This is a genomic window from Pseudomonas sp. PHC1 (assembly GCF_046487845.1).
GTDB classification, from domain to species: Bacteria; Pseudomonadota; Gammaproteobacteria; order Pseudomonadales; family Pseudomonadaceae; genus Aquipseudomonas; species Aquipseudomonas sputi.
The window spans coordinates 57,960-70,566 of sequence record NZ_JBJXHJ010000027.1; the positions used below are offsets into that span (position 1 = coordinate 57,960).

Annotated in this window: 15 protein-coding genes and 1 tRNA gene; 9 read left to right on the plus strand and 7 right to left on the minus strand. The window is 58.4% G+C overall.

The window, feature by feature from the left end; translation table 11 throughout:
* Positions 1-10: 10 nt before the first annotated feature.
* A complete protein-coding gene (locus tag ACKJSM_RS25645) occupies positions 11-796 on the minus strand; it encodes a c-type cytochrome (RefSeq protein WP_410239231.1) in 786 nt (261 codons plus the stop codon).
* Between the two features lie 631 nt (positions 797-1,427).
* Between ACKJSM_RS25645 and ACKJSM_RS25650 the strand changes: the two genes are divergently transcribed.
* From ACKJSM_RS25650 to ACKJSM_RS25660, 3 genes are all read left to right on the plus strand, one after another.
* Positions 1,428-2,633: an acetyl-CoA C-acetyltransferase gene (locus ACKJSM_RS25650; RefSeq protein WP_410239223.1), complete on the plus strand. Its 1,206-nt coding sequence runs from the start codon at positions 1,428-1,430 to the stop codon at positions 2,631-2,633.
* Between the two features lie 17 nt (positions 2,634-2,650).
* A complete protein-coding gene (locus ACKJSM_RS25655; RefSeq protein ID WP_410239224.1) occupies positions 2,651-4,795 on the plus strand; it encodes a 3-hydroxyacyl-CoA dehydrogenase NAD-binding domain-containing protein in 2,145 nt (714 codons plus the stop codon).
* 95 nt (positions 4,796-4,890) lie between these two features.
* Positions 4,891-5,613: an amidotransferase gene (locus ACKJSM_RS25660; RefSeq protein WP_410239225.1), complete on the plus strand. Its 723-nt coding sequence runs from the start codon at positions 4,891-4,893 to the stop codon at positions 5,611-5,613.
* A 42-nt stretch (positions 5,614-5,655) separates the two neighbouring features.
* Here the strand turns inward: ACKJSM_RS25660 and ACKJSM_RS25665 are convergent, their stop codons facing one another.
* From ACKJSM_RS25665 to ACKJSM_RS25675, 3 genes are all read right to left on the minus strand, one after another.
* Positions 5,656-6,627 (minus strand): magnesium and cobalt transport protein CorA, encoded by a 972-nt coding sequence (locus ACKJSM_RS25665; protein ID WP_236182951.1) that lies wholly within the window; start codon positions 6,625-6,627, stop codon positions 5,656-5,658.
* Positions 6,628-6,762: 135 nt separating this feature from the next.
* Entirely contained in the window at positions 6,763-7,485 is a 723-nt protein-coding gene (locus ACKJSM_RS25670) for a 1-acylglycerol-3-phosphate O-acyltransferase (protein ID WP_410239226.1), read from the minus strand.
* A gap of 216 nt (positions 7,486-7,701) precedes the next feature.
* Positions 7,702-8,391 carry a crotonase/enoyl-CoA hydratase family protein gene (locus ACKJSM_RS25675; protein WP_236182953.1) on the minus strand — a complete coding sequence of 230 codons (690 nt, stop codon included), beginning with the start codon at positions 8,389-8,391 and terminating at the stop codon, positions 7,702-7,704.
* Between the two features lie 307 nt (positions 8,392-8,698).
* Between ACKJSM_RS25675 and ACKJSM_RS25680 the strand changes: the two genes are divergently transcribed.
* Both ACKJSM_RS25680 and ACKJSM_RS25685 read left to right on the plus strand, forming a co-directional pair.
* Positions 8,699-8,788 (plus strand) — tRNA-Ser (locus ACKJSM_RS25680).
* A 150-nt stretch (positions 8,789-8,938) separates the two neighbouring features.
* Positions 8,939-9,259, plus strand: coding sequence for a YbjQ family protein (locus ACKJSM_RS25685; protein ID WP_114882012.1), 321 nt, complete (start codon positions 8,939-8,941; stop codon positions 9,257-9,259).
* A 43-nt stretch (positions 9,260-9,302) separates the two neighbouring features.
* Here ACKJSM_RS25685 and ACKJSM_RS25690 read toward each other — a convergent pair whose 3' ends face one another.
* Entirely contained in the window at positions 9,303-9,581 is a 279-nt protein-coding gene (locus ACKJSM_RS25690; RefSeq protein WP_410239227.1) for a hypothetical protein, read from the minus strand.
* A gap of 242 nt (positions 9,582-9,823) precedes the next feature.
* Between ACKJSM_RS25690 and ACKJSM_RS25695 the strand changes: the two genes are divergently transcribed.
* From ACKJSM_RS25695 to ACKJSM_RS25710, 4 genes are all read left to right on the plus strand, one after another.
* Complete coding sequence (locus ACKJSM_RS25695; RefSeq protein WP_236182955.1) at positions 9,824-10,012, plus strand: hypothetical protein; 189 nt, start codon at positions 9,824-9,826, stop codon at positions 10,010-10,012.
* A 310-nt stretch (positions 10,013-10,322) separates the two neighbouring features.
* Complete coding sequence (locus ACKJSM_RS25700; RefSeq protein ID WP_410239228.1) at positions 10,323-10,691, plus strand: bacteriocin; 369 nt, start codon at positions 10,323-10,325, stop codon at positions 10,689-10,691.
* Between the two features lie 137 nt (positions 10,692-10,828).
* Entirely contained in the window at positions 10,829-11,251 is a 423-nt protein-coding gene (locus tag ACKJSM_RS25705; RefSeq protein ID WP_410239229.1) for a YMGG-like glycine zipper-containing protein, read from the plus strand.
* 123 nt (positions 11,252-11,374) lie between these two features.
* Positions 11,375-11,539: a hypothetical protein gene (locus ACKJSM_RS25710; RefSeq protein WP_236182993.1), complete on the plus strand. Its 165-nt coding sequence runs from the start codon at positions 11,375-11,377 to the stop codon at positions 11,537-11,539.
* A 55-nt stretch (positions 11,540-11,594) separates the two neighbouring features.
* On the opposite strand, the gene ACKJSM_RS25715 is transcribed toward ACKJSM_RS25710, so the two are convergent.
* Positions 11,595-12,014, minus strand: coding sequence for a DUF6896 domain-containing protein (locus ACKJSM_RS25715; RefSeq protein ID WP_197869531.1), 420 nt, complete (start codon positions 12,012-12,014; stop codon positions 11,595-11,597).
* Positions 12,011-12,607 (minus strand): RHS repeat-associated core domain-containing protein (locus tag ACKJSM_RS25720; RefSeq protein WP_410239230.1); only part of this gene is annotated, 597 nt, incomplete at its 5' end. The genes ACKJSM_RS25715 and ACKJSM_RS25720, both read right to left, overlap by 4 nt.

The window sequence follows — 12,607 nt, forward strand, 5'->3', positions numbered from 1 at the left end:
CGTTGCTGGATTACTTGGCGGGCGCAAGCTTGCGCCCGGCCATGTGCTGCAAATACCCGATCAGCTTCTGCAGATCCGCGTCCGGCAACACCTCGGCGGAAAAACCCGGCATCTTCGCCTGCGGCCATTGGCGCAGACTCTGCGGATCGCGGAGGTAGCGCTTGAGGAAGTCCGCGCCGAAGTACTCGGTGGGGTTGTACGGAATATTCAGGTCCGGCCCGAACTGCGCATCGCCCGCACCATTGAGACGATGACAGGCCAGGCAGTTCTTCTGGAACAGCGCAAAACCCTGATTGACCGGGTCATCGGCCTTCAACGCAGGGTCCGGCGACAGGGCAGGGAAGCGCTCGGCCACCGGCGCCATGCGCTTGATGCTCGTCACTTCGAACGGCCATTGTTCCGGGCTGATATGGCCGGCTTGCGGATCCGTCCACACCAGATAGAACGGTCCGGCGCTGTGCTTGCCTTCCGACAGCGGCGGCCAGGGCTGCGCCGGATCTTCGATGGCCAGCCAGGCGCGTGAGCCCTTGTTGTTCAACAGCGGCGCGGCGGACAGTTCCGCGGCAAAGCCGTCCAGGGCGACGGCTTGCAGGTGATCGTCCGGTTTGATGCCGGTCAGCAGTGCGGCAACCGGCACGGCGCGATAAGTCATGTCCTTCTTGTAGGACACATCATTCTTGATCGTGAGGGTTTGTACCTGAGGATGCTTGAGCAACTCCTCGGTCTCCCAGGTGCGACTGTTCGCGCCCAGCTCCAGGTTCAGTTGCGCGGCAGACAGGGGCATGCTCAGCAGCATGGCCCCGAACAGAATGAGCGTTTTCAAGTGATCGCCGTCAGTGTCGTGGAAGTGCGCAAAGGTTGGCACAGCCACGCTGGCCCGGATAGCGGGCCAATGACATTTTCACTAGCGAAAAACAATACCTGCCGCTTGAACTTGAATCAGCCGATGACCTTGGTCAGGTTCGGCAGAATCAACAACAGCGTCGTGGCGAAAAGAATGAGCCCTGCTTGCCGTACTTTCGGTTGTTTGAACATGGCTTGACCGCCTTTTTTGTTATTTCCTGATGCCTGCCTGCATATCCATGACGGCAAGCGCTGCACTTCCTGTTGAAGAACGCCTGCCTCGGCAAAACCCGACGACAACGACGTACATCTTCACCTTAGGGCCCGCGTCACGCTTCGCTTAGATCCATTTCGTATGTACTTGCTATCTTTCGCGATTAAAAAGGCATGAGGCCCATTGCCAGCTTCTTTGCCGCCCTTTTGCTAGACAGCTCGCGCACCTGAACCGGTTAACCAAGCCCCGGATGACCGTCCGTCTGAGCGTGCGCGTCAACGTCATTGAGCGCTGTGGTCATTGAATCCCTGGCCTGCGAAGACAACAGTGACAACACGAATTTCACTCACCGCACAGGTTCGAGGACGTCATGACCCAAGCTTTGATTTTCGACGCGTTACGCACGCCCCGTGGCAAGGGCAAGGCCGACGGTTCGCTGCACAGCGTCAAACCGGTAAATCTGGTGGCCGGGCTGCTGATCGCTTTGCAGGCGCGCACGGCGCTGGACACCAGCCAGGTCGATGACGTGGTGCTGGGTTGCGTCACGCCGATCGGCGATCAGGGCTCGGACATCGCCAAGACCGCCGTCCAGGTGGCCGATTGGGACGTCAGCGTTGCGGGCGTGCAGATCAACCGGTTCTGCGCTTCCGGGCTGGAAGCGGTGAACCTGGGGGCGATGAAAGTGCGCTCCGGGTTCGAAGAGCTGGTGGTGGTCGGCGGCGTCGAATCCATGTCCCGCGTGCCGATGGGCAGCGACGGCGGCGCCTGGGCGCTGGACCCACAGACCAACCTGCACAGCCACTTCACCCCGCAAGGCGTCGGTGCCGACCTGATCGCCACCCTTGAAGGCTTCAGCCGTCAGGACGTCGATGCCTACGCGCTGCACTCGCAACAGAAGGCGGCGCGCGCCCGGGCCGACGGGGCGTTCAACAAGTCGTTGGTGCCGGTGCAGGACCAGAACGGCATCATCCTGCTCGACCACGATGAGTTCATCCGCGCCGAGTCGACCCTTGAAGGCCTGGGCAAGCTCAAGCCGAGTTTCGAGATGATCGGCCAGATGGGTTTCGACGCTACGGCGTTGCGGGTCTACAGCCATGTCGAGCGGATCAACCATGTGCACACGCCAGGCAACAGCTCGGGGATCGTCGACGGCGCGGCGCTGATGCTGATCGGCTCCGAGGCCAAGGGGCGCGCGATGGGCCTGCAACCGCGGGCGCGGATTGTCGCGACGGCGGTCACCAGCACCGACCCGACCATCATGCTCACCGGCCCGGCGCCGGCCACTCGCAAGGCGCTGGCCAAGGCCGGGCTGCGGGTGGAAGACATCGACCTGTTCGAGGTCAACGAGGCGTTCGCCTCGGTGGTGCTGAAATTCATCAAGGACATGGCCGTCGACCCGGACAAGGTCAACGTCAATGGCGGCTCGATTGCGATGGGGCATCCACTGGGTGCCACCGGTTGCGCGATTCTCGGCACCTTGCTCGATGAACTGGAAGCCCGGCGTCTGCGCTATGGCCTGGCGACGCTGTGCGTCGGCGGCGGCATGGGCATCGCCACCATCATCGAACGCCTCTGACCCCAAGGAATCCTGTCATGACCCAAGCCATTCGTTACGAAAAAGGCCAGGACGGCATCGTCCTCCTGACCATCGACATGCCGGGCCAGAGCGCCAACACCATGAACGCGGTGTACCGCGAGGCCATGGCCGACAGCGTCGCCCGATTGCAGGCAGAAAAAGATGACATCGCCGGGGTGATCATCACTTCAGCCAAGAAAACCTTCTTTGCCGGCGGCGACCTGAATGAACTGATCAAGGTCGGCAAGCCCCAAGCCAAGGCTTTCTACGACATGGTGCTGACCCTCAAGGGCCAGTTGCGCACCCTGGAAACCCTCGGCAAACCAGTGGTCGCGGCGATCAACGGCGCGGCGCTCGGTGGCGGCTGGGAAATCTGTCTGGCCTGTCACCATCGGGTGGCGCTGGACGATGCTTCGGTGCAACTCGGTTTGCCGGAAGTGACCCTCGGCCTGTTGCCGGGTGGCGGTGGCGTGGTGCGCATGGTGCGCATGCTCGGCATCGAAAAGGCTTTGCCGTACCTGCTCGAAGGCAAGAAAGTCCGTCCGCAGCAAGCGTTGCAGGCGGGTCTGATCGATGAACTGGCGGCGGATCGCGATGAGCTGCTGGCCAAGGCGCGAGCCTGGGTTCTGGCCAATCCTGCGGCCGTGCAGCGTTGGGATGTAAAGGGTTATCAGATTCCCGGCGGCACGCCATCGAACCCGAAAGTCGCGCAGATGCTGGCGATTGCGCCGTCGATCCTGCGCACCAGAACCCAGGGCACGTTGCCGGCGCCGGAGAAAATTCTGTGCGCGGCGGTGGAAGGCGCGCAGGTGGATTTCGACACCGCGCACCTGATCGAAACCCGCTACTTCACTGAATTGACCACCGGGCAGGTCTCGAAAAACCTGATCGGCACGTTCTGGTTCCAGCTCAATGAAATCAATGCCGGCGGGTCGCGTCCGCAGGGTTTTGCGCCTTATGTGACGAAGCGGGTGGGCGTGCTTGGCGCCGGGATGATGGGGGCGGGAATCGCCTACGTCAGCGCGGTGGCCGGGGTCGACGTGGTGCTCAAGGACATCAACCTGGCGGCTGCCGAAAAGGGCAAGGCGCATTCGGCCGCGTTGCTGGACAAGAAAGTCGCTCGCGGGCAGATGACTGCGCAGCAACGTGAAGCGGTGCTGGCGCGTATCCACCCGACCGAAAGCGATGCCGATCTGGCAGGTTGCGATCTGATCATCGAGGCGGTGTTCGAGGATCGCCAACTCAAGGCCAAGGTCTCGGCGGCGGCGCAGCAGGTGGTCGGTGCCGATGCGGTGATTGCCTCCAACACCTCGACCTTGCCCATCACGGGGTTGGCGAGCGCAGTGCCGGATCAAAGCAAGTTCATCGGCCTGCACTTCTTCAGCCCGGTGGAAAAGATGCCGCTGGTGGAGATCATCAAAGGTGCGCAAACCAGCGACGAAACCCTCGCACGCGGGTTCGATTTCGTCCTGCAAATCAAGAAAACGCCGATTGTGGTCAATGACAGCCGCGGCTTCTTCACTTCGCGGGTGTTCGGCACTTTCACCAATGAAGGCATCGCCATGCTGGGAGAGGGTGTCAGCGCACCGATGATCGAGACCGAAGCACGCAAGGCCGGCATGCCCATCGGGCCTCTGGCGATCTCTGACGAAGTTTCCCTCAGCCTGATGAGCCATATCCGTCAGCAAACGGCCAAAGACCTGCAAGCGGAAGGGAAACCGCTGATTGAGCACCCGGCGTTCGCCGTGATTGACTTGCTGCTCAACGAATACAAGCGGCCGGGCAAGGCAGCGGGAGGCGGATTTTATGAGTACCCGGCGGGTGGGCAGAAACATCTGTGGCCCGAACTGAAAACCCGTTTCGAGAAAGCCGACGGGCAGATTTCGCCGAAGGATGTGCGTGATCGGTTGCTGTTCGTACAGGCCATCGAAACCGTGCGTTGTGTCGAGGAGGGTGTGCTGACGTCGACGGCGGACGCCAACGTCGGTTCGATCTTCGGTATCGGTTTTGCGGCATGGACGGGCGGCGCATTGCAGTTCATCAATCAATATGGCGTGAAGGACTTCGTCGCGCGGGCGCAGTATCTGGCGGAACAGTACGGCGAGCGTTTCGCACCGCCAGCGTTGCTGCTGGAAAAAGCTGCCAAGGGCGAGCTGTTCTAACGGGGCGGGGACGCATTTCGGGGCTTGCCTTGCCGGGTGGTTTCAAGGCAGGCTCTGGGGTGTGCATTATTCCCATCACGTGTCAGGTATTTTTTATGTCGCTACGCATCTGCATTCTGGAAACCGACATCCTGCGTCCGGAACTGGTCGATCAATATCAGGGTTACGGGCAGATGTTCCAGCGTCTGTTCTCGCAACAGCCGATCGCCGCCGAATTCACGGTGTACAACGTGATGCAGGGCGATTATCCGAGTGATGACCTGACCTTCGATGCGTACCTGGTCACTGGCAGCAAGGCCGACTCGTTCGGCACCGACCCGTGGATTCAGACCCTCAAGCAATACCTGCTGACCCGCTATGAGCGCGGCGACAAACTGCTCGGCGTGTGCTTCGGCCATCAACTGCTGGCGCTGCTGCTGGGCGGCAAGAGCGAGCGTGCTACTCAAGGTTGGGGTGTCGGCATTCACCACTACAAACTGGCGGCCAAGGCACCGTGGATGAGCCCGCTGCGTGAAGAGCTGACGCTGCTGATCAGCCACCAGGATCAAGTCACGGCGCTGCCGGAGAACGCCACGGTGATTGCTTCCAGTGATTTCTGCCCGTTCGCCGCGTACCACATCAACGATCAGGTGCTGTGCTTCCAGGGGCATCCGGAATTCATCCACGACTATTCACGGGCGTTGCTGGATCTGCGTCAGGAAGCGCTGGGCGAGCAGGTGTACAGCAAGGGCGTTGCCAGCCTGGAGCACCAGCACCACGGCACCACTGTGGCGGAGTGGATGATGCGCTTCGTGGCACACAAACCGACCGCCGTTTGAACCCGAACGCCCTCGTGCCCTGCACGGGGGCGTTTTTTCAGCTCATAGCCAGCCCGATTTCTTGAAGCTCGCCCACAGGCTCACGCAGCCGACCGTGATAAAACCCAACACGCCGAAATAGCCGTAGTGCCAGCTCAGCTCCGGCATGTTCTGGAAGTTCATCCCGTAAATTCCGGCCACCGCCGTCGGGAACGCCAGAATTGCCGCCCATGCCGCGAATTTGCGCTGCACCACGCTTTGGCGTGACGCCTCCAGCAACACACCGATCTCGATGGTCTGGCTGGCGATGTCGGCCAGGGTGGTCAGGTCTTCCATCTGCCGATTCACGTGGATCTGCACGTCGCGAAAGTACGGGCGCATGTTTTTGTCGATGAAGGGGAAGCTCAGTTTCTGCAGTTCTTCGCTTATTTCCACCATGGGAGCGGCGTAACGGCGCAGACGCACCACGTCTCGGCGCAGGCCATGGAGTTTCTGGATGTCGTGCTCATTCAACGCACTGCACAACACGTTGCGTTCCAGCTCATCGATCTCGGCATGGATCGCTTCGCCCACCGGCTGATAGTTCTCGATCACGAAATCCAACAGCGCATACAGTACGAAATCTTCCCCGTGTTCCAGCAACAGCGGCCGCGCCTCACAGCGCTGGCGGACGTGGGCGTAGGACGCCGAGTGGCCGTTACGGGCGGTGATGATGTAGCCCTTGCCGGCGAAGATATGAGTTTCGATGAACTGCAGAATCCCGTGTTCGCGCACTGGCGAGTAGGTGACGATGAATAGTGCGTCGCCGAAGGTTTCCAGCTTCGGCCGGCTGTGTTTTTCCAGGGCATCTTCGATGGCCAGCTCATGCAGGTTGAACTGGCGTTGCAGGTTGGACAGTTCCTGGGCATTCGGCTCTTCAAGGCCGATCCAGACGAAGTGGCCGGTCTTGGCAGCCCAGGCTGCGCCTTCGTCGAGGGAAATATTGGTGACTTTCTTACCGGCGCTGTAAACCGCAGCAGCAACAACTCGACCCATGGTGGTGTTTCACTTCTTCTTGGCAGATGGCAGGGGAGGCATGGCTTCAGCTTAGCCGTGTCGCTGCTTGAGAGTCAGTGAAATCTGTACAGTTCACCGGGCAAAAGAAAACCCGCACGGGGCGGGTTTCTTTCTTCACGCAGCCTGCAGCTGCCGGTCCATTGCATCGATGCATTCGCGCATCTGTTCGCGACACTGGTTGATGAGCATGGGCATGTCGTCCATGGTCAGGCCAGCTGTAGGAATCGCCGGCAGCGAGCGTATGAGAATTTTCCCGCTGTGCCAGCGGTTCAGGCGCATGTGCTTGATGTAGCTGCTGACACACACCGGAACGATCGGCACTCCGGCGGCAATGGCCATCTGGAATGCGCCTTTCTTGAATGGCAGCAATTCCTCACCCAGGTTGCGGGTGCCTTCCGGGAAGACCCAGATCGACGTGTCTTTGTGCTGCAAGGTGTCGGTGGTCGTCAACATCGACTGGCGCGCCTTGTGCGCGTTCCCACGATCGATCAACACGTTGCCCGCCAACCAGAACAGCTGCCCGAACAGCGGCACCCACTTCAGGCTCTTTTTGCCGATGCACACGGTACGACGAGGCACCACATTGCCGAACACGAACAGGTCGTAGTTGGACTGATGATTGGCGACGATCACGCAGCTGTCGGGTTTGTTCATCAACGGCCCGACATCAGCCTTCACTCGCAGACGCAAAATGCACATCGCTGGCAGTGCATAGAGACGGGCACACAGGCGACTGTTGTCCGGATTGAATGGGCGGCACAGCCCGAGGATCACACCGAGGATTCCCGCCAGAATAAAGTGCAGGCCCATCAACAACATACGAAACACGAACAGCATTTTCAGGCCCATCGGGACAAAAGGTGGCGCAGTGTACGGATGTGCACTGTTTTCGGCAATTGCCGCTATAGAGTCCGGAGATGGGCGATGTTTAAGCGCATGTTTCCGACTTGTTGGTCAGAGGCGTCCTAGAGCTGCCGCAGAGTTTTTAACTGGGCGTGTAAGAAAAAGCCCGACACGATGGTCGGGCTTTTCTGAATCGGTGCAGGCCGGGTATCAGCCCAGATGCTCCTGATCCTGAATGATTGCGTTGTCCAGGGTTTCCAGCAGCGCCTTGCGTACCTTGAGCTTGGTGTTCTTGTGCGCGGTCATATTGATCTTCTTCAACTGACGCGCGGCGGCAAGGGCGGCACTTTGCAGCTCTTCGGCCGCGACAACCTTGTCGAGGAAACCGGCATCCACTGCGCTTTGCGGATTGAACATTTCGCCGTTGATCACCGAGCGATGGAAGGCCGAGCGACGCAGGCGGTCACGGGCCAGCTCGATGCCGGCGTGGTGCATGGTCATGCCGATCTGCACTTCGTTCAGACCAATACTGAACGGGCCGTCGACACCGATGCGGTAATCGGCGGACAGCAGAATGAACGCACCTTTGGCCACGGCATGCCCGGGGCAAGCAACGATCACCGGGAACGGGTGCGACAACAGACGACGGGCCAGGGTCGAACCGGCAGTTACCAGGGACACGGCTTCTTTAGGGCCGGCGGTCATCACTTTCAGGTCGTAGCCGCCAGAGAGAATACCCGGCTGGCCGGTGATGATCACGATTGCACGATCCGCCACCGCCTGATCCAGCGCCGCGTTGAAGGCCGCGATCACGTCCGGGGAAATGGCGTTGACCTTGCCGTTGCTCAGGGTCAGGGTCGCGATACCGTCTTCGAGGTGGTAGGCAATCAGGTCGCTCATGGCGCAATTCCTTATAAGAAAGATGGGCAGACGTTACCCACCGTCGCCGGTCAGGTAAAGCACTGTGACTGACCCGCCAGTCACCGTTTACCGGCCGATGCGCCGCAACGCGCCCCGCGCCCGACGCCTGCGCGTCTATATAGAAGGGCCGCGTTTACCCGAGATTGGCCGGATCGCCATGGACTCTCGACGGCTGTCGCGGCTTTTTCGCTTAACCGCATGAAAATTCTGAAAAAAAGTTTGCCATCAGAAAAGCTTTCGACTACATTAGCGCGCCTCGACAGACAGAACATGTTTGAAGAGATACGGTGAAGTGTCCGAGTGGCTTAAGGAGCACGCCTGGAAAGTGTGTATACAGGAAACTGTATCGAGAGTTCGAATCTCTCCTTCACCGCCAAATTCGATGTAAACAAAACCCCTGGTTTCGCAAGAAGCCAGGGGTTTTGTGCATTCTGGCGCCCGGTTTCTGGTCACAGAGTCGCTTCGGCTTTCCTTTGCCAAGGCATTACAATCGCGGTTTTATCCGGCATGTAAAAGGACGACCTCCATGATCATTTCCACCACCCACTCCATCGAAGGCCGGCAGATTACGGCGTATCTGGACGTCGTCAGTGCCGAGTCGGTGCAGGGCGTGAATGTGATTCGCGATATGTTCGCCGGTATGCGGGACTTTTTTGGTGGGCGTTCGCAGACGCTGGAGCGGGCGTTGAAGGAGGCGCGTGTTCAGGCGACTGACGAGATCAAGGAGCGGGCGCGGGCTCTGCAGGCGGATGCGGTGGTCGGGGTGGATTTCGAGATCAGCATGCCGGCAGGGAAGGGGGGCATGGTGGTGGTGTTTGCGACCGGCACGGCGGTCAAGTTGCGCTGAGGCTTGTGAGCCCATTCAAACGGAATGGGCTCTTTGCTGACAATCAGCCCTGTGGCTTGAGCAGCACCGTGCCTTTCGAATCGTAGGTCAGCGGCGTATCGATCGCGACGAGAGGCGGGGTATCGCCGGGTTGAACTGGCTGGACCGGGTCAGGGTGGTAGATGACGCCAGGCTGCAACGGACTCGGTCCGGTCGGCTGCTTGATGACGATTTCACCTGAAGCGATCTTTTCCTTGAGTTTCTCCGCTCCGGCTTTGCCGGCGGCGATCTGTTCATCCGTGAGCTTTACAACAGGCAGTGTCGGGAATCCTTTGATTTCCATGTTCTCTCCTTGAGATTCATTGCGTAGGAAAAAGGGCAGCGGCCGGTCGCCACAAATCTTTAGCCGCGTGGGACCAGCGGTTCCTCAAAGTGTTTAATTTCCGTAGGCCATTCGTCGGGCTTCGGGCGATCTGAATCACAAGTCCAGGAATGACCAGCTAGTCTAAAAAGCCTTGGAGGTCGATATTTTTTCAGGCAAAAGGGTTTGCCGGTGTCGGCCCGCATTTGATAAGGGGTGCAGAGATGACTGATCCGTACATCGAAGACGATGGGGCTGAATTTTCATTCAACAATTGCGTGCGCTGCGGCCAGACGGAGTATCAGGCCGGCTTTGGCGAGGATCCGGTGCAGACCGGCAAGATCAAGTCCATGGCACCCAAGGGGCCGAAGGCGAAGTTTCTGCCTAAGGTCACCACCCGCTCCAGAAAGTGATCCCTATCCTGAAAAACCCCGTCATTGAACGGGGTTTTTTATGCGCGCCTTTTGATGAAGCGTCCTACATGGACTTGTGATTTTGTCCGATTTTTTCACAAACTTTTCACACCCGACTCAGTAGGGTGAAGCCATCCGTTAGAAAGCAAGTCTCCAGCCCGTCTCCCCAGCGGGCTTTTTTTTGTCCGTCATAAAACCTTTTCCGTATTCGCTGTCCAATCGGCGCCAAGTGCGTTGCAACGCTGGACATCGCCGCGGCAACAGCATTCAATCTGCGCCCTTTTTTATTCCTTCTGTTGAGGTTTTCGTCATGCGTTTAACTCTGCCTGCTTTGGTTCTGGGGCTTCTGGTTGCTCAAGGTGCAATGGCTGGCGATGGTACTGCCGCATTGGGTGGCGGTCTGGGCGGCGCACTGGGTAACGTGGTTGGCCAGAAAATGGGCGGCAGCACCGGTGCAGCGATTGGCGCTGGTGTAGCGGGTGCGGCCGGCAGCGCATTGGCTGCCAAGAAAGGTGCTCGTACCAAGGCAGCCATCGGTGGCGGCGTCGGCGCGGCGGGCGGTTCGGTCATCGGCAACAGCCTGGGTGGCAGAACGGGCGCCACTATTGGTGCTGGTCTGGGTGGCGCAGCCGGTGGCGCGGTGGGCAGCAGCCTGTCCAAAGGGCACAAGCGTCACTGATTGCCAATGCATGTCTGAAAAGGCCCGGTTTTATGCCGGGCCTTTTCGTTGCTGAACGTTTTTCCCGAATTCGCCTCCAATACCACATAGCCCCCTCCGCGGGCGTACCGTCCCGATCCGGGACCTGTGAGGTCTGTATGCGATTGACATTATCCGCTTTGGTTTTGGGATTACTGATGGCCCAAGGCGCCATGGCCGCCGGTGATGGCACCGCTGCCGTGGGTGGCGGGTTGGGGGGCGCGCTGGGCAACGTGGTCGGCGGCCAACTCGGCGGCAGCACCGGTGCTGCGGTGGGCGCTGGTGTTGGTGGTGCAGCCGGCAGTGCCGTCGGAGCGAACAAACGCAATCGTACGGAAGCCGCCATTGGCGGTGGCCTCGGTGCCGCTGGCGGTTCAGTGATCGGCAACAGCCTCGGCGGCTCCACCGGGTCGACCATCGGCGCAGGATTGGGCGGCGCAGCGGGTGGTGCGGTCGGCAACAACCTGGGTGACGATGGCGGCAAATCGCACTCCGGCGGTGGTCACAAGCATAAGAACAAACACAAGAATCGTCATCGTTGAGTGATCGGTTCTACAGAAACCCGGCTTTACGCCGGGTTTTTTGTACCTGCGCGTCATGCGCAGGAACGATTGACGGCCATACTTTTCGAACGTCGTATATCAATGCGATTGACGAGGTGCGCCATGACTCCGGAAACCGAAGGCAAGGAAGAAAAAGGCCCGAGCGGATTGCCGTTTATCAATGATCCGGGAAATGAAGATCCGGGGTCGTTGATGGATGATGCGACGGTTCCGCTTTGGGAGGGTGAGGAAGAGCTTGAGTATGAGGATTTTGATGATGATGAGTGAATATTTGCTTTGCGAGCCCAAGGTGTGAATAACGACACTTCACACCTGAACCTAATTATCCTGAGTTTTTGAGGATGTACAGGTTATCCGAAGCAGACATTTTTTCTATCTTCTTCAACGCAAAATATTCGTTGAATTCTTTTTTTAGTTCGTCTTTGTCGCAGTATTTTTTATATTTCAAAGGTCTGTCACTGGCGTAAATGTAGAGACGCCAAACATCAAAGCCATCGATTCTATTGTTTGATCCGTAGTCAAAGTCCACAGATTCTGTAGGGAAGTGGATAGCGCACCCGACACCATGCAGTTCGTATTCCACTGTATCTGTTATTTTTCCGCATCGTTGTATCTGGTTAGAGCGCCACAGCCTCAAAATATTTCGAGTGCCAAATTTTTCCTCCAGCAGCTTTGTGCCGATATCTACTTTGTTTAAAAAGTCGATTATCAAATCTTCAAGGGTATTTTCTTGTTCGCTCATCTTCTTCTGTGATGCTCCAGTCTGTCATGGCCAACGTTGGCTGCGGATTCTAAGACTTCTTCGATGCTATTTAAAATTCCTTTATGTTCTTTGATGTTGGTTACAAGTGCTATTGTTACGTCAGTTGAAGTTTGCCGCGCAGCCGCTGCACGATGGTGGCCATCCAAAATATAGAGGTTGCCGTTGTGTTCTGCTACGTCGATGGGGAACTCATTGTCATACCCAGCCTTTCGCATGTCTTGTCCTAACTTTTCTACTCGTTTGGTTGAGCCCTTTCCTGATATTGCATGCGTTCGTTTCAAGGTTTTTGGATCTACTCCGAAAAAAATAGCAGGAGATAGTGGTTCACCTTTATTTACCTTTGTGCCGCTGACATCTCCAGGCACCGAACAACCCGCCTTATTCGGCGGCGGACAGTTGGACGTCAACCCCAACGGATCCACCCACCCCGTCGGATTCGGTACATACCGGTACTGGTTCAACCCACCCGCCAGCTTCACCGGATCCGGTGTCAGGTACCGTCCCACGTCCGGGTCGTAATACCGGTGCCGGTTGTAATGCAGCCCGCTTTCGTCATCGAAGTACTGCCCCTG

Coding starts and splice junctions, on each gene's coding strand:
- ACKJSM_RS25695 (WP_236182955.1), top strand. CDS start 9,824: ATGACTGATCCGTACATCGAAGACGATGGGGCTGAATTTTCATTCAAC.
- ACKJSM_RS25675 (WP_236182953.1), bottom strand. CDS start 8,391: ATGAGCGACCTGATTGCCTACCACCTCGAAGACGGTATCGCGACCCTG.
- ACKJSM_RS25705 (WP_410239229.1), top strand. CDS start 10,829: ATGCGATTGACATTATCCGCTTTGGTTTTGGGATTACTGATGGCCCAA.
- ACKJSM_RS25685 (WP_114882012.1), top strand. CDS start 8,939: ATGATCATTTCCACCACCCACTCCATCGAAGGCCGGCAGATTACGGCG.
- ACKJSM_RS25660 (WP_410239225.1), top strand. CDS start 4,891: ATGTCGCTACGCATCTGCATTCTGGAAACCGACATCCTGCGTCCGGAA.
- ACKJSM_RS25670 (WP_410239226.1), bottom strand. CDS start 7,485: ATGCTGTTCGTGTTTCGTATGTTGTTGATGGGCCTGCACTTTATTCTG.
- ACKJSM_RS25645 (WP_410239231.1), bottom strand. CDS start 796: ATGCTGCTGAGCATGCCCCTGTCTGCCGCGCAACTGAACCTGGAGCTG.
- ACKJSM_RS25655 (WP_410239224.1), top strand. CDS start 2,651: ATGACCCAAGCCATTCGTTACGAAAAAGGCCAGGACGGCATCGTCCTC.
- ACKJSM_RS25710 (WP_236182993.1), top strand. CDS start 11,375: ATGACTCCGGAAACCGAAGGCAAGGAAGAAAAAGGCCCGAGCGGATTG.
- ACKJSM_RS25715 (WP_197869531.1), bottom strand. CDS start 12,014: ATGAGCGAACAAGAAAATACCCTTGAAGATTTGATAATCGACTTTTTA.
- ACKJSM_RS25650 (WP_410239223.1), top strand. CDS start 1,428: ATGACCCAAGCTTTGATTTTCGACGCGTTACGCACGCCCCGTGGCAAG.
- ACKJSM_RS25665 (WP_236182951.1), bottom strand. CDS start 6,627: ATGGGTCGAGTTGTTGCTGCTGCGGTTTACAGCGCCGGTAAGAAAGTC.
- ACKJSM_RS25700 (WP_410239228.1), top strand. CDS start 10,323: ATGCGTTTAACTCTGCCTGCTTTGGTTCTGGGGCTTCTGGTTGCTCAA.
- ACKJSM_RS25690 (WP_410239227.1), bottom strand. CDS start 9,581: ATGGAAATCAAAGGATTCCCGACACTGCCTGTTGTAAAGCTCACGGAT.